The organism is Paenibacillus radicis (ex Gao et al. 2016) (genome assembly GCF_014641555.1).
Lineage (GTDB): Bacteria > Bacillota > Bacilli > Paenibacillales > Paenibacillaceae > Pristimantibacillus > Pristimantibacillus radicis.
Window position 1 is genome coordinate 1,150,106 of record NZ_BMHY01000001.1, and the last position, 18,938, is coordinate 1,169,043.

Annotated in this window: 18 protein-coding genes; 16 read left to right on the forward strand and 2 right to left on the reverse strand. The window is 46.5% G+C overall.

Going from position 1 to position 18,938, the window contains the following annotated elements; genetic code table 11:
• Positions 1-58 precede the first annotated feature (58 nt).
• The 12 genes from IEX98_RS05190 to IEX98_RS05245 all read left to right on the forward strand — a co-directional run bounded on the left by IEX98_RS05190 (position 59) and on the right by IEX98_RS05245 (position 14,552).
• Positions 59-1,201 carry a LacI family DNA-binding transcriptional regulator gene (locus tag IEX98_RS05190; RefSeq protein ID WP_229691968.1) on the forward strand — a complete coding sequence of 381 codons (1,143 nt, stop codon included), beginning with the start codon at positions 59-61 and terminating at the stop codon, positions 1,199-1,201.
• 165 nt (positions 1,202-1,366) lie between these two features.
• The gene (locus IEX98_RS05195) at positions 1,367-2,860 is read left to right on the forward strand and encodes a Vps62-related protein (protein WP_188887821.1); all 1,494 of its coding nucleotides are present in this window, start codon (positions 1,367-1,369) and stop codon (positions 2,858-2,860) included.
• A 73-nt stretch (positions 2,861-2,933) separates the two neighbouring features.
• Positions 2,934-5,057, forward strand: coding sequence for a DUF5054 domain-containing protein (locus tag IEX98_RS05200; RefSeq protein ID WP_188887822.1), 2,124 nt, complete (start codon positions 2,934-2,936; stop codon positions 5,055-5,057).
• Between the two features lie 286 nt (positions 5,058-5,343).
• Complete coding sequence (locus IEX98_RS05205; RefSeq protein ID WP_229691969.1) at positions 5,344-7,296, forward strand: ABC transporter substrate-binding protein; 1,953 nt, start codon at positions 5,344-5,346, stop codon at positions 7,294-7,296.
• Between the two features lie 13 nt (positions 7,297-7,309).
• Positions 7,310-8,392, forward strand: a complete 1,083-nt coding sequence (locus IEX98_RS05210) for an ABC transporter permease (protein WP_229691970.1) — start codon at positions 7,310-7,312, stop codon at positions 8,390-8,392.
• A gap of 4 nt (positions 8,393-8,396) precedes the next feature.
• On the forward strand, positions 8,397-9,542 hold the full coding sequence (locus tag IEX98_RS05215; protein ID WP_188887823.1) for an ABC transporter permease: 1,146 nt from the start codon (positions 8,397-8,399) through the stop codon (positions 9,540-9,542).
• A 42-nt stretch (positions 9,543-9,584) separates the two neighbouring features.
• Positions 9,585-10,628 (forward strand): ABC transporter ATP-binding protein, encoded by a 1,044-nt coding sequence (locus tag IEX98_RS05220; protein ID WP_188887824.1) that lies wholly within the window; start codon positions 9,585-9,587, stop codon positions 10,626-10,628.
• Positions 10,625-11,656, forward strand: coding sequence for an ABC transporter ATP-binding protein (locus IEX98_RS05225; protein ID WP_188887825.1), 1,032 nt, complete (start codon positions 10,625-10,627; stop codon positions 11,654-11,656). The genes IEX98_RS05220 and IEX98_RS05225 overlap by 4 nt, the downstream gene beginning before the upstream one ends.
• A 42-nt stretch (positions 11,657-11,698) precedes the next feature.
• Positions 11,699-12,751, forward strand: a complete 1,053-nt coding sequence (locus IEX98_RS05230; RefSeq protein WP_188887826.1) for a LacI family DNA-binding transcriptional regulator — start codon at positions 11,699-11,701, stop codon at positions 12,749-12,751.
• Positions 12,752-12,766: 15 nt separating this feature from the next.
• The gene (locus tag IEX98_RS05235; RefSeq protein ID WP_188887827.1) at positions 12,767-13,270 is read left to right on the forward strand and encodes an MgtC/SapB family protein; all 504 of its coding nucleotides are present in this window, start codon (positions 12,767-12,769) and stop codon (positions 13,268-13,270) included.
• A 308-nt stretch (positions 13,271-13,578) separates the two neighbouring features.
• A complete protein-coding gene (locus IEX98_RS05240; RefSeq protein WP_188887828.1) occupies positions 13,579-14,052 on the forward strand; it encodes an NUDIX domain-containing protein in 474 nt (157 codons plus the stop codon).
• 104 nt (positions 14,053-14,156) lie between these two features.
• Entirely contained in the window at positions 14,157-14,552 is a 396-nt protein-coding gene (locus IEX98_RS05245) for a GNAT family N-acetyltransferase (protein WP_188887829.1), read from the forward strand.
• Positions 14,553-14,726: 174 nt separating this feature from the next.
• Here IEX98_RS05245 and IEX98_RS05250 read toward each other — a convergent pair whose 3' ends face one another.
• Entirely contained in the window at positions 14,727-15,200 is a 474-nt protein-coding gene (locus IEX98_RS05250; protein ID WP_188887830.1) for an SRPBCC family protein, read from the reverse strand.
• Between the two features lie 134 nt (positions 15,201-15,334).
• On the opposite strand from IEX98_RS05250, the gene IEX98_RS05255 reads away from it, so the two are divergent.
• The 3 genes from IEX98_RS05255 to IEX98_RS05265 all read left to right on the forward strand — a co-directional run bounded on the left by IEX98_RS05255 (position 15,335) and on the right by IEX98_RS05265 (position 17,726).
• Positions 15,335-15,754 carry a winged helix-turn-helix transcriptional regulator gene (locus IEX98_RS05255; protein ID WP_188887831.1) on the forward strand — a complete coding sequence of 140 codons (420 nt, stop codon included), beginning with the start codon at positions 15,335-15,337 and terminating at the stop codon, positions 15,752-15,754.
• Between the two features lie 329 nt (positions 15,755-16,083).
• On the forward strand, positions 16,084-17,172 hold the full coding sequence (locus tag IEX98_RS05260) for a serine hydrolase domain-containing protein (RefSeq protein ID WP_188887832.1): 1,089 nt from the start codon (positions 16,084-16,086) through the stop codon (positions 17,170-17,172).
• A gap of 185 nt (positions 17,173-17,357) precedes the next feature.
• Positions 17,358-17,726 (forward strand): hypothetical protein, encoded by a 369-nt coding sequence (locus IEX98_RS05265; protein WP_229691971.1) that lies wholly within the window; start codon positions 17,358-17,360, stop codon positions 17,724-17,726.
• 134 nt (positions 17,727-17,860) lie between these two features.
• On the opposite strand, the gene IEX98_RS05270 is transcribed toward IEX98_RS05265, so the two are convergent.
• Positions 17,861-18,424: a sugar O-acetyltransferase gene (locus IEX98_RS05270; RefSeq protein WP_188887833.1), complete on the reverse strand. Its 564-nt coding sequence runs from the start codon at positions 18,422-18,424 to the stop codon at positions 17,861-17,863.
• Between the two features lie 200 nt (positions 18,425-18,624).
• Here IEX98_RS05270 and IEX98_RS29490 point away from each other — a divergent pair, with 200 nt between their 5' ends.
• Positions 18,625-18,738, forward strand: coding sequence for a hypothetical protein (locus IEX98_RS29490; RefSeq protein ID WP_374705322.1), 114 nt, complete (start codon positions 18,625-18,627; stop codon positions 18,736-18,738).
• Positions 18,739-18,938: the final 200 nt, after the last annotated feature.

Genomic DNA, 18,938 nt, shown 5'->3' on the forward strand with positions numbered 1-18,938 from the left:
ACAGTACAGGCACACCAAGCATGTCGCTTTATGCAGAAAAAAAGGGGGCGATGTTCGATTGAAGCTGCGGGATAACGAGACTAAGCCGTTGCTATACAAACAGATGGTTGTAAAGGTGCTGGAGCTGATTCGAAGCCGAAAGCTAAAGGCGCATGATCCCGTTCCGTCGGAGGGGGAATTGGCCAAGCTATATGGGGTGAGCCGAATGACGGCCAAGCTTGCGCTCGATATTTTGGTCAAGCAGGATATTGTCTACAGGCTGGCGCGCAGGGGAACGTTTTTATCCGCCCGATATGTCGAAGGAGCAGAGGAACTGCCATTGCCGAGAGCAGCTGCACATGCCGAGAAGCCAGCCAAAAGAAAGATTGCCATGGTCTTTCCGAACATGGATGATTATACGGCACGTATTATCGCCTCGGCAGAGCAGGAAGCCCGCAAGCTGAACTGCCAGCTCCTTATTCGGATTTCATTGGACAAAGACGATGAGAGCGAATGCCTGCAGGAGCTGTACGAGGACCGGGTGGACGGCGTTATTTTATATCCGAGGGGACGCATTGCTTGCAGTGAGAAGGTGCTGGAGCTGAGCCGGCTTCGTTATCCTCTGGTCATTATCGATCGTATTTTTCGCGAGGTGCAAATCGATTGCGTCTATCATGATCACTACCAGGGCGCCTACAATCTCGTGCAATACTTAATTGGCCGGGGTCATAAGGAAATCGGCTATATTTCTATGTCATTTGATGGGGTTACAAGCCGCGAGGACCGCTATAAAGGTTATTTGCAGGCGCTTCGGGATCATAAATTGACGGCTAATGAAGGCTATGCGCTGCTGCATTGTTCGGAGGATTACATGAATCGGCTGAGTGAGAGTAACCTGCAGCTGGAAGCTTTTATCGGGAGTAATCCTGCTCTGACGGCGATCGTCTGTGCGGATGATTATTTGGCTACCTCCTGTCTGTACACGGCTCTGAAGATGAACGTACCGGTGCCTGATCAGCTTTCAGTCATCGGCTTCTCCGATATTCAATTATCGAGTTTGCTGCCGATTCCGCTGACGACCGCAAGGCAAACGACCGAGCAAATTGGCCAAGCTGCTATTAATTTGTTGTTCAAACGAATGGATAAATCGAGAGAAGGGGCAGTCACGATAAAAGTGAAAACGTCGATTATTGAACGAAGCTCTGTCAAAACGATTGATTGAATATGTCAATGACATACCCTATGATTTGATTTGTGCCGCTGGCAGCACGGTTAGAGAGAAAGGAGGGTTTAATTTGAAAGCGCTAACATGACGGAGTTGAACATTATGCAAGGAAAGGCAAAGCGTTATGAAGTGAAATCTAAAAACGAAATGAGGAGCTCGATTATGAAAATATTCAAGTTGTTTGTTTTAGTTTCACTATTGGCCTTAACTGCACCTGCATTTACGTTCATAACACCTGCGGACGCAGCAGGACAGTCTCCTGTAACCGCCTATAGGGACGGTAATTTTACCGGTGTCACGCAAGATTTCGAAACGGGACTTTACAATGTTGATCAGATAGGCACCGTGGGCAACGACAAGATTTCCTCGATCCGGATTGCACCAGGCTACAGAGTCACCTTGTATAAGGATTATAATTTCTCCGGTTCCTCCAAAGTTTTGTATGCCGATACAGCCTGGCTGGACGATTTCAACGATGAGACATCGAGCATGAAAGTCGAACTGATCGGCGCGGCCCGCATGCCAGTGACAGCTTACTCGAATTCGCCTTACGGCGGTTTGGAGCAGGCGTTCGGTGTAGGCAATTATGATTGGGCGGAGCTTCAAGCGGGAGTAGGCAATGATTCGATCTCCTCGATTCGGGTCGCTCCGGGCTACAAGGTTACGCTGTACAAAAACGCCAATTTCTCCGGTGCTTCCAAAGTGCTGACGGCAGATGCGATTTATGTGGGCAGCGACTTTAATGACGCTGTGTCGAGTTTGAGAGTAGAAGCGATTTCGCCTCTGGATGCGACGAGCGTCGCCGTTCCGAACAACGCTTATACGGATGCTTCCAAGCGCCAGCTGCTGGAAACGTTCGCTCCAAGAATATGGATGGCACAAGGAGAATCGTACTTCCCGTCCTCCGTCGAATTTACTTTTCCGCATGTTGACCGCTACTTGAATCCTAGCTCCGGCAAGTATGAGATCAAGACGAAGACGCCGCTTGATCCTTATACGCTTAAGCTTCCTTACTTCTCTGGAGATTTGGCGAATGCGCCGATTTATGCTTTCTGGGTGGAGAAGGATTACAACAACGTGGACATGGTCTTCTTCCAGTTCAGTCCTTATGATTTGGGGAAAACAGTATTCGGCACAGAGGTTGGCGATCACGTCGGCGACTGGGAGCGCATTACGGTCCGTCTGGCAAAGTTTGTCGACAATAACACGAACTACTTGAAGCCGGTTCAAGTGTTTTATGGCGCACATTCCTTTGGCACCGCTTACAACTGGGATGAAGTGACGAAAATCAATCAAACGCATCCGGTAGGATACACTGCATTCGGTTCACACGGTATGTGGAAGGATGCGGGAACTCATGTGTATCAGGAGCTTGTTGTCACCCAGTTGACGGATGTAACGAATCAGGGAACGGCATGGGATACTTGGAACAACGTTCAAGCCTTCCAGTATTATCCGCATTTATCGACGGGCAACGGTTTAGGAAACCCTTGGCCGACCTGGCTGGATAAAGATTATACGAATCCGAACAGCGATGCTGTCTATCGGTTCGGCAACCCTGCACAAGGCTCGTTTTTCGGTCAGCCTCTGCTTGCGGGCGGACCAACTGGACCTCAGGAGAAAGGCGCTTTGACGAATGATGTTGTTCTAGATTAAAGGTTGGACATGGATAGGGTAGAAAGAGAAATTTGAGCGGTACGAAGCCATATTTACGGAGGCAGGACAACGAATGAAAAGCAATAGAACGGTTCACGTCGTCTTTAAAACGCATTTGGATATCGGATTTACACATTTGGCTGCCCATGTGCTGAAGCAATACAAAGAGGAATATATTCCGAAAGCAATTGCGCTCGCCGAGCAGCTGGAAGCGGAGGGCGGAGCTGCGCGCTTCGTGTGGACGACAGGCTCGTGGCTGATTCGCCATTATTTGGATCATGCCTCGCCAGACGAGAAACAAGCGATGGAAAAGGCGATAAGAAGCGGGCATATTGCTTGGCACGGTTTGCCCTTTACGATGCATACGGAGCTGCTGGACCCTCAGCTGCTCCAGTATGGCTTGTCGATCAGCCAGGAGCTCGATCAGCAGTTCGGCAAGATGACCATCGCTGCCAAAATGACCGATGTTCCAGGTCATACGCTGTCTATGGTTCCTTATATGAGCGCAGCAGGCATTCAATATTTGCATCTTGGTGTCAACCCTGCCTCTAAGCGTCCCGACGTTCCGAGGCTGTTCCGCTGGCAAGCGGAGGACGGCAGTGAGATCATCGTGAATTACTCAGGCAGCTACGGAGAGGCAGTAGAAGTGGATGGCATGGACGATATCCTTCTGTTTGCCCATACCGGAGACAATTGCGGTCCTCCAAGTGCCGAGGAGATTCAGGAGCAGTTCCGGGACATCCAGCATAAATATCCTGACGCGAAGATCATCGCTTCTACGCTTGACGCATTCGCAGAACGATTGGTTCAAGTACGCGAGAAGCTGCCTGTATTGCGGGAGGAAATCGGAGACACCTGGATTCATGGAGCTGGCACGGACCCCTATAAGGTTGCCGGTCTGCGAGAGCTGCTGCGCTTGCGCAGCGAATGGCTTGCAAGCGGGAGAATGACGGTAGACAGTACCGAGTACAAAGGGATGAGCGATGCGCTGCTGCTTGTGGCTGAACATACATGGGGGTTAGACGTCAAGAAATGGCTTCCTGATTTCCGTAACTATGCGAAGGCAGATTTCAATCAAGCGCGAGAAGCTGACGAGATTGATATCGACATAATGCCGGCCAAATTCAGCTATATTGGCGCTTTCGCGATGAATGAGTTCGATCTTCATTCCAGCGGGTTATTCACGGCTGAGCAAAGCCGTCGCACCTATTCAAGAATGGAGAGCTCTTGGGCGGAGCAGCGAGCGTACTTGGAGCAAGCGGTGTCCGGTCTGGATGCCGGTAAGCGGGAGGAAGCGAATCACGATCTAGCTCAGCTGCGGCCGTCGCGTTTGGCTGAAGCAGCTAACGAAGAGTGTATCAGAGCAGGTGAAATCTATCAGACGAGCGGAGGCTATCAATTGGCTTTCTCCGAGCAGGGGGCCCTTGTCCATTTAAGCGATGAACAGGGCAAGGTCTGGGCTGATGCCGAGCATCCATTTGGCGCTTACAGCTATGAGACATTCGGCACGGAGGATTATGCGCGGTATTTCCGCACCTACATGCAGAATCTGCCAGTGACGCACCCGTGGGCGGATGCTGATTTCAGCAAACCGGGCTTTGAATTTGTTCGTCCTTTGCCTAGCTACCAATCCGTCAATCCAATCGTCTCTTCCATGCACAGAACATGCGGCAGCAGCGAGGACCGGTACGTCATTCGAATGAGAATGCCTGCCCATACCTCTGAGCTCTATGGAGCACCAAGGGAGCTGGATATTGAGTATACGTTCCAGCATCGGAGCGGGAGTATTGATGTTTGTCTGCAGTGGTTCGATAAGGATGCCAACCGTTTGCCGGAGGCCAGCTGGTTTAGCTGCGGGCTTAAGGTCGACAATCCGAACAATTGGCAGATGGATAAACTGGGGTACGGAATTTCTCCTCTTCGTGTGGCAAAAGGCGGAAACCGCAATCTTCACGCCTTGGGACGGGGTGTATCCTATGAGGGGGCAGACGGCTGTGCGAAGATCGAGACGCTGGATGCTGCACTGGCTGCGCCCGCTGAGCGAAGGCTGCTGCAGTTCGATCAATCCTTCGCATCCATGGAGGGCGGCTGGCATTTCAATCTGCACAATAATATCTGGGGGACCAACTTTCCAATGTGGTACGGGGAGGACGCCAAGTTCCGTTTCCGGCTGCATTTGAAGTCGAACGTTATGTAGCTTTAAATCAGATTAGAACAATATTTCAAATGTCAATAGAAAAATAAATATTTACAAAATCTTAACAATAGGTATTGATTACAAGATATATCCAATGTATTATACAAATAAAGCGTTTTCATTAAGCGCTTACATTTTTACCGAAGTATTAAACCGGTTTAAACATCACGAGATCGTCAATCTACATAATCAAGGATTTATTACAATCCGCTTTTAAACCGGTTTAACAACAGAGACAGAAGTTTTACAGCTTTAAAGATGTCAATTCAACTACGGAGGGGTTAATTTGAAACGAAGCAAAATGATGTTAATGCTACTCGTTGTAATCGCGGTTATCGCCGCAGGGTGTACAAACGGCAACTCGACACCTAAAGCAACGGACAAACCGGCAGAAACAGTAGTACCTGTCGACAACAACCAATCAGGAGCCAAGGAAGCTCCGGCACTTGCGGCACTTGTGAAAGACGGCAAATTGCCGAAGCTGGAAGATCGGATGCCGGTAGCGGCAGATATCAAAATCGAAGACGTATTTGAAGAGATCGGCCAATACGGCGGTGATTGGAAAATGCCTTGGAACGGTCCTGCTGACAAATGGGGCGTAGGCCAACCAACGGAAGAGGCGCTTTTCCGCTTCAACAAAGAGGGCAATAAAGTGGAGCCAAACGTAGCTAAAGGCTACGAGGTCAACGAAGATTCGACTGTCTTTACGATTCACCTTCGTGAAGGCATGAAGTGGTCGGACGGCGTACCATTCACAACTGACGACGTTATCTTCTACTGGGAGCACATGCTGAAGAAAGAAACGTTCGGCAAAAAAGTCTATGACGCTTACTACTCGGTAGATCCGGTAACGGGCGAGAAGGCATTGGCCGAAGTGAAAAAGGTTGATAACTACACGTTCACCGTTACGCACAAATATCCAAGCGTACAGTTCCTGGAGCGTGTGGCCATCGACAATAAATGGTTCTTCGCACCGAAGCATTTCCACGAAACGATTCTTCCTGAATTCGTAGGCGATGCGAAAACGCTGGAAATTACGAAAGCATGGGGCTACGAGGATCCTAAAGTGTTCCTGGTAGAAACCGGCTACTACGACTGGCTGCACAAAGAAATCCCGACGCTTAGAGCGTGGGTACCGACAACGGATCCGAACAGCGACCAGTTCGTTATGGAACGCAACCCTTACTTCTGGAAAACAGATGCTGAAGGCCACCAACTTCCATACATTGATCGCATCGTAGCGACGAAGATTCAAGATCCAAGTCAGAAAGTGCTGGGCACATTGGCTGGGGACTACAACTTGGTTACTTTCGATGCTAGAGACTTCACTGTGTTGAAAGAAAACGAGAAAAAAGGCGGCTTCCGCATCATTCCTTGGACGCAGCCGGCTTGGACCAGCGCAGGCATCCAATTGAACCAAACGACACCAGATCCGAATCTGCGCAAGCTGTTCCAGGATATCCGCTTCAGAGAAGCATTGTCCATCGGCGTCAATCGCGTAGAAATTTCCGAGATCGTAACGAACGGTTTGGGCGAGACGATTCAAGCTTCCGTACCGGAAGGCGTAATGGGCTATCAAGAGGGCTGGAAAGATCAATGGGCGGAATTCAATCCGGAGCGCGCGAATCAAATTCTCGACGAATTGGGATTGACGAAGCGTGACAAAGACAATTTCCGTATGAACGCAGATGGCTCCGAGCTTACGCTCACCATTATTGAATCCAGTACAGACTCCGCTCCATTCTTGGAACTGTTGAAAAAATATTTTGAAGACATGGGCTTGAAAACGAACTTGAAGGTTGTTGACGGCGGCACGCACTTCGATATGAAATATGCGAACCAAATTCCGATCACAACAGAGAACATCTCTGTAGCGAACGTAGCGTTCCGTCCGGATACACTCGTACCGCTTCGCGTTATTACGCCTTGGTTCGGCCACTACGGCCTGTACACACAATCGGGCGGCAAAGAAGGCGTGAAGCCGGAAGGCGACGTTGCTAAAATTCTCGAGTATTGGGATAAAATCAAAGCGAGCAAAACGCAAGAGGAAATCGATCAATACGCAGACGAGATCGTTAAGCTTCATATGAAAAACCAATGGGTTATCGGTTATGCAGGTCCTACACCAATGCTGATTGCTGCAGCGAACAACATTCACAACATTCCTGGCAACATGGTTTGGGCAGATGAATATCGTTCTTTGGGTCAAGGTCATCCATCGCAATTCTTCATTAAATAAGTAGATGCAGTAAATGACGGCGGCAATGGCAGGGAAGCAGCTTCCCCGCCATTGCCGCAATAAGATTCAGCTTGTAGCGGAGAGGAACGGATATGAGATGCTTCAATATATAATAAGACGAATTCTGTTGGTCATACCCGTTGTTATATTTATTTCCTTTGTCGTCTTCTACATCATCCAACTTCCGCCAGGCGATTACGTATCCAGCTATTCCGCAAAAATGTCGGCAGCAGGCGACGTAATGACGCAGGCAGAAATGGATGATATGAGATCGAATTTAGGTCTGGACCGTCCGGTGTACGAACAGTATTTTGTATGGGTGAAAAAAATCGTACTGCACGGAGACTTCGGCTTCTCGTTTAACTACAACAAGCCGGTTCTGGCAGTCGTGAAGCAATACATGGGTCTAACATTAGTAGTGTCATTAGTTACGATGGTCTTTCAATATCTCATTGCAATTCCAGTCGGAATCTATACGGCTGTAAAGCAATATTCGGCAGGGGATTACTTCTTCTCCGGACTGAGCTTTATTGGGATGGCAACGCCTAACTTCTTGCTTGCGATCATCTTAATGTTCTTATCCTATACCTGGTTTGGAGATCCGCTGCTTGGCTTGTTCTCCAATGAGTACGTCAACGCGCCATGGTCGATGGACAAAGTCGTCGATTTAGCGAAGCATTTGGTCATTCCGGTCATCGTTATTGGTCTGGCCAGCACCGCCGACCTGATTCGGGTCATGAGGGGGCAAATGCTCGACGAATTGAACAAACCAAACGTCGTGACAGCTCGAGCGAAAGGTGTATCTGAAACCAAAATTTTGCTCAAATACCCTACGCGCGCCGCTTTGAATCCAATTGTCAGTACGTTCGGCTGGTCGTTATCTTCTGTTTTCACAGGATCGACCATTACTGCAATTGTACTGAACTTGCCGATTCAAGGGCCGGTTATGTACAATGCCTTGCTCGGACAGGATATGTACCTTGCAGGTTCATGGCTCTTGTTCATGGCACTGTTGACCGTCCTCGGCACGTTGATCTCAGATATTTTACTCGCATGGCTGGATCCAAAAATTCGTACAGAATTCAGGGGAAATTAATACGATGAGAACATTACCTGCATTCAAGAGACAAACGTCGGAAACCACTAGTCCCAAAGTAGAAAAAGATGCCAATTACAGCTCGCAATGGCAGCTGATGTATCTTCGATTTAAAAAGCATAAGTTAGCGCGTATAAGCTTATTCATCTTGTCTTTCCTGTATATTATTGCGTTGCTGGCACAATTCATCGCGCCATATGGGCTGCAAAGCTATGACAGCAAATACGTCAATGTACCGCCAATGGGCCTCAGATTTGTGGATGCGGACGGCAAGTTTCATATCCGGCCATTCGTCTACGAATTGAAGTCGGAGCGCGACCCGGAGACGATGCGGAAAGTATTCGTTCCGGATACAGAAAAGCGGCATAACCTGAAGTTCTTCGTCAAAGGCGAGGAGTACAAGTTTCTCGGCACGTTCAAAACTTCGATTCATTTAATCGGCGTTAACGAACCGGGACGCGTGTTCTTGCTAGGAACGGACGGCATGGGCAGAGACTTGTTCTCCCGGATTGTACTCGGAAGCCAAATCTCCCTTAGTATTCCGCTCGTAGGCGTAGGCATCAGCTTCGTCATCGGCTTGATTATCGGGGGCATTTCCGGTTATTTCGGAGGCTGGCTCGATTCATTTATTCAACGGATTATTGAAATTATCCGATCTTTCCCGACGCTTCCGCTGTGGATGGCGCTGTCTGCTGCCATACCGCCGCGAATACCCGTCGTTACGATGTATTTGTATATCGTAATCATCTTCGCCTTTATTGGCTGGACCGACCTCGCGAGGGTAGTGCGGGGCAAGTTCATCTCATTGAAAAATGAAGATTATGTCGTTGCGGCGAAAATTGCCGGCGTCAGTGATACGAAAATCATTATAAAGCACTTGCTGCCAGGCTTTATCAGTTATTTGGTCGTGGCGACAACGCTTGCCATTCCTGGCATGATCCTTGCTGAGACGGCAATGAGCTTCCTCGGACTGGGTATTCGTTCGCCGGCAACAAGCTGGGGCGTGCTGCTGCAAGAGGCTCAGAAGATCGAGAACGTCGCTTTGTATCCTTGGAAGCTGTTCCCGCTCGGCATCGTCGTACTGACAGTATTAACTTATAACTTCCTCGGCGACGGCTTGCGTGATGCTGCCGATCCTTACAAGAAATAAGAGAATGCATTCGTATAAATAAATGGCAAGCGAGGGGATAGCATGACGACTCAAGCTGCTCAGAAAGAGCAACCTTTATTGTCCGTTCAAAACTTGAGCATCAAGATCAAGATGGACAATGGGACCATGAACGCGGTAGACGGGGTCGATTTCGAGATTTATAAAGGCAAAACCTTAGGTCTTGTTGGCGAATCGGGCTGCGGGAAAAGTCTAACAAGCCGCTCGATTATAAGCATCAATCCTAAAGAATGCGAAACGACCGGAGAGATCGTATACAACTCGGATTCGGAAGCTTGGCTTAATCAGCTTAATCTATTGTCGCTCAAGCCGGCGGGCAAGCAAATCCGTTCCATTCGCGGCCGGAAAATCGCAATGATTTTCCAGGAGCCAATGACGGCATTCTCGCCGATGTACACGATCGGCAATCAAATGATGGAAGCGATCCGGATTCATCGTACGAGAAACAAAAAAGAAGCGAAGAAAATCGCGCTTGAAATGCTCGCCAAGGTAGGCATCTCCGATCAGGAGAAGCGGTTCGACCAATATCCGCATGAATTCTCCGGCGGCATGCGGCAGCGGGCGATGATCTCGATGGCTTTGTCCTGCAACCCGGAAATTCTCATTGCCGATGAGCCGACGACAGCGCTTGATGTGACCATTCAGGCACAAGTGCTGGAATTGATGAAAAAGCTGCAGTCCGAGTTCGGAATGGCCATTCTGCTCGTCACGCATGATCTGGGTATCATCGCGCAAATGTGCGACGAGGTGGCTGTCATGTATTTGGGCAAAATCGTCGAGCAGGCGCCTGTAAAGGAAATCTTCGCGAATCCGAAGCATCCGTATACAAAAGGGCTGATGAAATCGATGCCGCGACTCGGCGGCGGCAAGACGAAGCGACTGGATTCCATTGAAGGATCGGTTCCGATTCCAATCGACATGCCGCCGATGTGCGGGTTCTATGACCGCTGCAAGGATCGAATTGAAGGCGTTTGCAATATGAACACCGTGCCGAAGACCCGGATTTCCGACCAGCATTCCGTCCGATGCTTCCTGTACTCGGACCAGCGTGAAGGAGAATCGCAATGACCAAGCCTAAGCCTATTCTAGATATCGTCAATATGAACAAGGATTTTCAAGGGAAATCCAAAACCAAGCTCTTTAAAAAACCAGCCCCAGTACGTGTATTGAATGATATCTCCTTCGAGCTTATCGAAGGAGAGACGCTCAGTATCGTGGGCGAGTCCGGCTGCGGGAAGACGACGCTTGGCCGTTGTATCGTAAGGGGGATGAGTCCTTCTTCCGGACAGGTTCTCTACCATACCGAAGACGGGCAAGAGATCGATTTCCTGAAGCTGAAGGGAAAAGGCTCGAAAACGTACCGCAGAGAAATACAAATGATTTTCCAAGATCCGTATTCCTCGCTCAGCCCGCGGATGAGCGTATTCGATATTATCTCCGAGCCGTTAATCGCCAACTTCAAGCTCAGCAAAGCGGAAGTTGAGGAGAAGGTTACTCAAATCGCAGCGAAGACAGGTTTGAACGTAAGTTATTTACGACGTTACCCGCATGCGTTCTCCGGCGGACAGCGTCAGCGGATCGCTATCGCACGGGCACTGATTACACAACCGCGTCTGATCGTATGTGATGAAGCCGTATCGGCGCTCGACGTGTCGATTCAAGCGCAAATTATTAATTTGCTCAAGGATTTGCAGGAGCAATTTAAGATTACGTATATTTTCATCTCGCATGATTTGTCTATCGTACAGAACATCTCGGACCGGGTAGCGGTTATGCATCTGGGCCGAATCGTTGAGCTGGCTACGAGTGAATCGTTGTTCGGCCAGCCAAAGCACCCGTATACCGAAGCATTGATGTCCGCTGTACCTCAGCCCGATCCCGATTATAAAAAAAGCCGGATCATATTAGAGGGAGAGGTGCCGAACCCGGCAAATCCGCCTAGCGGCTGCCATTTTCATCCAAGATGCGCATATCGCACTGAAAAATGTGTGAAAGAAGTTCCCGAGTTGCGCGAAGTAGGCTATAATCATTTCACAGCCTGTCATTACGCGGAGGAATTAAAGCTGAAGGGCGTTAATAGCGAACTCGCAAATTAGGGGACCAGGTTTAGCATGCCGTGAGAGGATGTTAATGCAGAGATGGCAAAAATCGATGATGTCGCTCGTCTGGCGGGCGTCTCAAAAGGCACGGTTTCCAATGTATTCAGCCAGAAAAGACCCACAAGCAAAACCGTAAGGGAAAAAGTACTGCAAGTTTCCCGGGAATTGAATTATGTTCCAAACCATATCGCAAGAAGTTTGGTCACCAAGAAAACGATGGCGATCGGGCTGACGATCCCGCACGGCAATTTCTTTTTCAGCGTATTCCATAATCAATTTATTAACGGCGTTGTGCTGGAGGCTTCTATTTACGGCTATCGCGTCCTATTGGACATGATTCCTGTCGAGGAGGTCAAAACCCCGTCCCTGGCCAGCTATCCGATCGACGGCGCTATCGTGCTCGGTCCTACGGAAGAGGATGAACGAATCGATCTGCTGCATCAGAATCAAGTTCCGTTCGTGACTGTCGGCAAGATTATTAATGAAGGCTTGTACGACGCGACAACGGTCAACAACGATAATGACCAGATTATGCGGGATATATGCGACTATTTGGTCGGTTTCGGGCATCGCAATATGATGTTTCTAAACGCCGGGAGGCACAGTACCGTTTCCATCGAAAGAACGGAAGGGTTCGTCCGGGCGCTTCAGGAGCATGAAATTGAGCTGCAGCCGCATATGGTACATTATAAGCCCGGCATTCATTCCGACCAGTATATGACTTATGGCTACGATGAGACGATCCGGATTTTGGGCGAGCGCAAGGAAAGGGTAACGGCCATCATCGCCGATGATGACCGTACAGCCTTTAGTGTAATGAATGCTATTAATGAGCTGGGCTACAGCGTCCCCGATGATATTTCGCTATTCGTTATTTGCGGCGATTTGTCGATGATGCACCAAGTAACGCCATCTCTGACCGGTATGGACTTGCAGCCTTCGGAGCTGGGGGCGCAATCGGTCAAGCAGCTCATGCATAAGCTAGGAGTGCTGGAGGGCGAATACCCGGACAACTGTATCGTAAGCAGTACAATTATTGAAAGAAGCTCTTGTTCGCCGGTCTATAGCCGGAATGAGAGTGTTTCAACGTAAAAGAGGCGAAAGGGCATGACAGCATTTATTGATTTTATCTGTAATTTTTTCACCCAGTTTGAAATTTATTTCCGTATTCTCATCAGCGCCATACTTGGACTGCTGATTGGGTTTGACCGCACGCACAAGCATAAACCTGCTGGTGTAAAAACGTATACGTTTGTAACGGTCGCTTCCGCGCTTATTACAATCATATCGATTGAGAGCGTGGAAGTATACGGTCATATGCATGACCGGACGATGATGGACCCGATGCGTTTGACGGCTCAAATCGTATCCGGTCTCGGCTTTCTCGGTGCCGGTCTCATTATGAAGACCGGATTCGAAGTAAAAGGACTGACTTCCGCCGCGATGATCTTGTTCGCTGGCGGAGTGGGTATCGGGATCGGAGCCGGATTCTACGGCATCGTTATTTTCACAATCGTTACGGCCTTCTTCTTTATTCGGGTGGGCGGCTGGATCGAGAAGAAAGAGCAGAACAGGCTCCACGCGAAAGACGATATCGATCTATCGGCATAGCCGGAAAGGAATCCTGATTACTGAAAAGTGCTTGCTGCGCTTTTCTGGTGATCGGGATTTTTTTATGTTGACATCGCAGCGTGTTGTGGTTATTATTTCCATAAAGTATGTGAAATGGGGTAGTCGAATGTATAATTTGATATGGAAACAACCTCATCACCATGAGAGGCGTTAACACGTTCCTAAAAGACTAGGGATGGGTTAACGCTCTTCGCGCTTCCCATCCTGCGATACTGACGCGCAGGACCAATGGGGCTTGCGCGTTTTTTTATTTTCAGCACAAAAGAAAATGGAGGGCTAAAGAAAAAATGGCAATCATGACCGATGCGAAAGGTAATATTTTTTTAGAATTCATAGAGATTGAAGAGAGGCAGCTTGAGGAGGCTGCCGCACTGGATGCCCCTTTGACACATGCTTTAATTGTAGTGGAATGTCAGGGAAAGCACCTATTCATGCATAATAAGTGGAGGAATAGCTGGGAATTGCCTGGAGGCATTATGGAGGCAGGTGAAACGGCCCGGCAATGTGTAATTCGAGAATTGTACGAGGAAACCAATCAAACGATTGTGGAGGTCAGCTTCAAAGGGTTAATGAAATTTAGACTTCAGCCAAGCTTTCATGGCCCTGAAAGGACAGAGTATGGCGCTTTATTTGCAGGTAGACTAAATCAGCTTAATGATTTTGTTGAGAATGAGGAAGCGAAGGCGATTATTTTGTGGGACGGTATATTAGAGATTGGAGAGATTGCAGAGATAGATAGGAAGCTGATTGAGTTTGCTTAAAAGTAAAATTGTGACGCGGTGGTATAAGCGGTTATACTTTATCATTAAAAAAGTATACTTATTTACAAAAATAATAATAGTCAGAGCACTTTTACCGCTCGACTATGAGTGAATTTGAAGCAATATTACGAGAACTACAATCAGATGATGCAGAAGATTACATGAGATATTTTTCAGAACAAGAAGTAACAAAATATTGGGGATATGATGCTCCGAAAGATGTAAAAACAGTTGTAAGTACCTTTGCTCGATTTAGCAATGCTTTTAAGCGGAAAGAAAGAACTGTTTGGGGAATATCTTTCAAGGAAACTGATAAGATTATCGGAACGTGCATATTTGGGGATTTTGTTAGGGGTTCAATGGCAAATATCAACTATAACTTATCAACAGAACATTGGAAAAAAGGCATAATGACCGAAGCGGTAGGAGAACTAATTCCTTTTGGTTTTAATAAGCTTGGATTTCTTCTGCAGTTTGAGAAGATCAAGGAACAGTCTTGAAAACTGGGAATGATATACAACTTGACTATAGAGAACCGTGTCATAAGTAGTCACGATCAAGAAATACGATCAGACATTTGCACAATTGCTTTATAATTTGCTCGACGCTTTCAGAAGAGGCAGCGTGATTTCTTGGCAAAGCGCCGAGCTTCTTTTTATGTGCTGGAGTGTGTTTTAAGTGTTTTCTAAGCCGTGTCTGGCCACTATTTGCTCGCTTTGGTTGGGCTGGCCCTTGCCCTTGGTGATCAAGTCGTGAAGGCTGCCGCTTATGTAGATACCCCAGGAGTCGGTACAGATGGCGTAGCATTCATACGCGGGAACGAGGCCTACATGCGTAAAGCGAACTTCTGTTTTGTCTTCCTTTTTGGTGATGTCAAAGACTATGTCTGTACCCGTCCACTCACTCTTGTCCTCGACGAAGTTAAAATAGTTGTCTACAATGTGCCAAACAACCTTTTCATTGGGAACTAGCTCTGTGATATTGATGGTGCTGCGGTGAATGTCTTGGTAATGGTACTTAAATTGGCCAAGTGTGTCGGTTCTGCCCTCCACTTCTTCTGCCCACCATCCGCGAACGTTGAGGATAGCGGCAAAAACTTCTTCGGGACTTTGGTCTACCGTAAAAGAAAGGCGCAAATTTTGATCCATATAAGGAATCTCCTCTCGGTATTTGTTATCTTTCATATCGAGTATAGATTACGATACATACTTGCGAAATGCAAGTACGAATTTGAGGTCATGTCCACGGTAAACTTGCAGAATGCAAGTACAGATATTATAATATGCTTATGAAAAAGCGAGCTTCCACAGTTTGTCCAATCGTATATGCCCTCGACATATGGGGAGACCCATGGAGTCTAGTCATACTTCGTGACGTCCTTATTCATAACAAGCGACATTATCGCGAATTTCTTGCTTCACGTGAGCAAATTTCAACCAATATTTTGAGCGCACGACTCCAATCACTCGTTGAAGCAGGTATTCTCGTCAAGATAGAAGGCGAATCAAACCGTGCACAAACGATGTACCGGCCGACACAAAAGGCACTTGATTTATTTCCAGTCGTATTTGCCATTATGCACTGGGGCCTTAAATACAATCCAAATACCGACATGAGTATTCCGATCATGCAGGAACTAACAACAAACGAAAAAGGGCTGGAGCACCGCCTTTTGAGTAATTTCGACGATATTCAATCATAATAGAGGTAATGAGAAAATTTTATAAAAAATGGAAACAGCGGGCATTAGCCCAAGGGGCACTCATTCAGATGCCCCTATTTCATTTGAAAAACACCTTGTGGAGTACGGAAATGTTATCTTTGAAAAATCGAAACGATGCGATCGCTGTATCATCAATGAGCTCTACAACCGGTAGCTAGTGTCAATTACTTGTTTTCAACACATCTAATCTCCCCTGAAATCTCTTCACAACTTCCTTCGGAATTACTCTGATCTTGATATCTTCACCTAAGAAAAGCAGTCAAAGAAAGCAAATCAAGAGAAAATTTATAGTATGAGGGTGAGTTATAATGACCAATATTATATTTTCGGAAGTTAATCTCGACAAATTCGATTCTTTTATTCAAGATGAACTGGTTGCACATGATAAGTTCTCTGGTTCTGTGTTGGTAGCTAAACATGGTAAAGTTCTTTACAATAAAGCTTTTGGAATGGCACATAAAGGGTATGGAATTGCAAATAGGACGGATACCAAATTTAATCTTGGCTCAGTAAATAAAATGTTTACTGCCGTATCTATCATGAAGTTAGCTGAGGAAGGTTTATTAAAGATCGATGATAGGATAGGTAAATACTTGCCTAATTTGCCGGAAGAACTAGCGAATAAAGTATCTATTCATCAGCTCCTTACACATACTGCAGGAACAGGTCTCTACTGGAACGATAAATTCAAAGCTAAGTTTACAGAACTTAAGTCGGTTGACGACTATTTTCCACTCTTTATTAATGACCCTTTGCTATTTGAGCCAGGTACAAGTTGGGCATATAGCAACTCTGGATATATTATACTGGGTGCGATAATTGAGTCTGTATCAGGTAAAGATTACTTTACATTTGTAAGAGATACAATTTATACCCCTGCCAATATGCTTAATACGGATTGTTATGACTTGGAGTATGATGTACCCAATCTAGCAATCGGATACACGCGTCTGGGAACGGAAGATGGGGGGCCTTGGCGTAATAATACATTTCTTCATGTTATTAAAGGAGGTCCCGCAGGCGGGGGATATTCTACTGTTAATGATTTACTAAGTTTCGATATTTCTCTCCGAAATAACAAACTCCTAAGCAGGGAATGGACATCTCTTGCTACAACAGATAAATTTCTTTCGCATGATAATCCAGAAATGAGAATGCAGTATGGTTATGGATTCATGGATGTTAGAATGCACGGAGAAAGGATTATTGGTCATAATGGCGGATTTCCTGGTGTTAGCGCGTTATTGAATATGTATTTGAATAGTGGCTATACTCTGGCAGTATTATCGAATTACGATATAGATCACGGTATTATGGGAGTACATTTGAAATTCGATGAATTGCTTTTTGAAAATCAGAGTAGTGCGGGTAGCGATTTAACTAACGAGGAACGATAGTTCAAATAACACCACCTTAACTCTGAGGTGTAAAATGCCATTGATCCTATCAGGAAAGGGTATGAATCCTTTAATAACGGGGATTCGTAATATGCCTATGGAAAATCATATGAATGTCTTAGTTGAGAGAACAGAAACCTGAGAGCATGATTTCGATCTTCATTCCTGAGGACTATGAGGACTATTTGGAAAACAATATTTATCCTAATTGCTCGATAAAGGTGCTTGAGCATCCAATGTCAACGGAAAGCGTCAAAGATAGTTTTACTAACCCAGGTCTTATCAAGCATACAATTTTAGACGGGGCACTAAGCAAAGACGAGAAATCAATGGATCAGTCTTTTCTAATTAAAGTAGGGGGAAACCCGAGACTTATCCAAAATGAAGATTATTATTTTACGAAGTTTATGGAGGAGTCATTTTCTTTTCTATTTCAGGTAGATGAAGATGTTTACCCGAAACCTTGCTTCACGATGATTACAGTTATCCTTTTGGTTATGGGTCTCTCTATATTTTCGCTAAAATCGGGACGGATGAGATACAAAATCCAGTAGCAGGTTTTTGGCAATTCTCATGATTTAGCGCAGGCGCGATTGTCGCCGACTTTCAATAGACGCCCTTTGGGGAGGAACTACTGTATTAGCAGTGCCTTCTCGAGGGCGTCTTTTCTTCAAGGTTATATAACAAACTAAAGGGCTTTTTTCAAAGAGCGGATGACTTTGCATGGATTGCCGACAGCCAAACTATCTGGCGGAATGTCCTTCGTAACGACACTGCCGGCCCCAATCACGCTGTTCGCTCCGATCGTCACGCCTGGCAGGACTATAGCGCCTGCGCAGATCCATACATTATCACCAATATTGACTGGATGTGTGTATTCTAATCCCGCTAATCGTTGCTCCACATCCATAGCGTGTTCTTCTGTTATAAGGCAAACGTTGGGCGCAATAAATACGTTGTTTCCAATTGTAATTTTTCCGCTGTCCATGAGCTTGCAGTTAACATTGAGAAAAAAATTGTCTCCTACCGTGGTATTGTATCCATAAGTACAGAAAAGCGGCTGCTCTAAAACGCAATTATCTCCGGTCTTTCCCAGCAGCCCGCGAATGGCAACCTGTCGTGCTTCGTGTTCCAACGGGTGTATATTGTTATATTCATATAACTTTTTCACGGTATCAGCACGATCTGCGACAAGCTCTGGATCGCCAGGTTGGTATAACATGCCAGCATGCGATTTTTCTTTTTCGTTCATACCATCAACTCCTCCTTTATCCATAACAGCGAAAGTTTAATATAAGGGGCGATAAGAATCAACTATGAGATTGCGACATGGGCATGATTGAAATCATATAAGTGAGGGATGGCAGGATGTGGTCTCTTGTTATGGTGTGAGAAGCATTAATTAATGGGCATCACACGGTTGAGGACGTTGGAATATGCTTAGGGCAAGCAATCAAAAAGGCTATAGGGGATAAAAGAGGCATAAACCGTTATGGCAGTTCGCGTATACCTGTGGATGAGAGCTTAGCATTAGTAGATTTAAGTATAGCTAATCGTTCTTTTTAGTATTTAACGTAGAAATGCCGTCTACGAGAGTTGGCGGGTTTGAAACCGAATTAACCGATTTGGAATACGGGAGAAATACACACCATTTATCATTATGAAAAAATATGTATAGATGCTTACGTGTAAAAAAACGATAGTATAATAAAGGAAGGTTTGTTTAAAAACCCACGAAAAACCTTGATTTCACAAGGTTTTTCGTG

Excerpts from the sequence above, each read along its gene's own strand:
- IEX98_RS05195 (WP_188887821.1), top strand. The coding sequence starts at position 1,367 with ATGAAAATATTCAAGTTGTTTGTTTTAGTTTCACTATTGGCCTTAACT.
- IEX98_RS05230 (WP_188887826.1), top strand. The coding sequence starts at position 11,699 with ATGGCAAAAATCGATGATGTCGCTCGTCTGGCGGGCGTCTCAAAAGGC.
- IEX98_RS05245 (WP_188887829.1), top strand. The coding sequence starts at position 14,157 with ATGAGTGAATTTGAAGCAATATTACGAGAACTACAATCAGATGATGCA.
- IEX98_RS05225 (WP_188887825.1), top strand. The coding sequence starts at position 10,625 with ATGACCAAGCCTAAGCCTATTCTAGATATCGTCAATATGAACAAGGAT.
- IEX98_RS05215 (WP_188887823.1), top strand. The coding sequence starts at position 8,397 with ATGAGAACATTACCTGCATTCAAGAGACAAACGTCGGAAACCACTAGT.
- IEX98_RS05220 (WP_188887824.1), top strand. The coding sequence starts at position 9,585 with ATGACGACTCAAGCTGCTCAGAAAGAGCAACCTTTATTGTCCGTTCAA.
- IEX98_RS05250 (WP_188887830.1), bottom strand. The coding sequence starts at position 15,200 with ATGGATCAAAATTTGCGCCTTTCTTTTACGGTAGACCAAAGTCCCGAA.
- IEX98_RS05260 (WP_188887832.1), top strand. The coding sequence starts at position 16,084 with ATGACCAATATTATATTTTCGGAAGTTAATCTCGACAAATTCGATTCT.
- IEX98_RS05235 (WP_188887827.1), top strand. The coding sequence starts at position 12,767 with ATGACAGCATTTATTGATTTTATCTGTAATTTTTTCACCCAGTTTGAA.
- IEX98_RS05255 (WP_188887831.1), top strand. The coding sequence starts at position 15,335 with ATGCTTATGAAAAAGCGAGCTTCCACAGTTTGTCCAATCGTATATGCC.
- IEX98_RS05210 (WP_229691970.1), top strand. The coding sequence starts at position 7,310 with ATGACGGCGGCAATGGCAGGGAAGCAGCTTCCCCGCCATTGCCGCAAT.
- IEX98_RS05240 (WP_188887828.1), top strand. The coding sequence starts at position 13,579 with ATGGCAATCATGACCGATGCGAAAGGTAATATTTTTTTAGAATTCATA.
- IEX98_RS05270 (WP_188887833.1), bottom strand. The coding sequence starts at position 18,424 with ATGAACGAAAAAGAAAAATCGCATGCTGGCATGTTATACCAACCTGGC.
- IEX98_RS05200 (WP_188887822.1), top strand. The coding sequence starts at position 2,934 with ATGAAAAGCAATAGAACGGTTCACGTCGTCTTTAAAACGCATTTGGAT.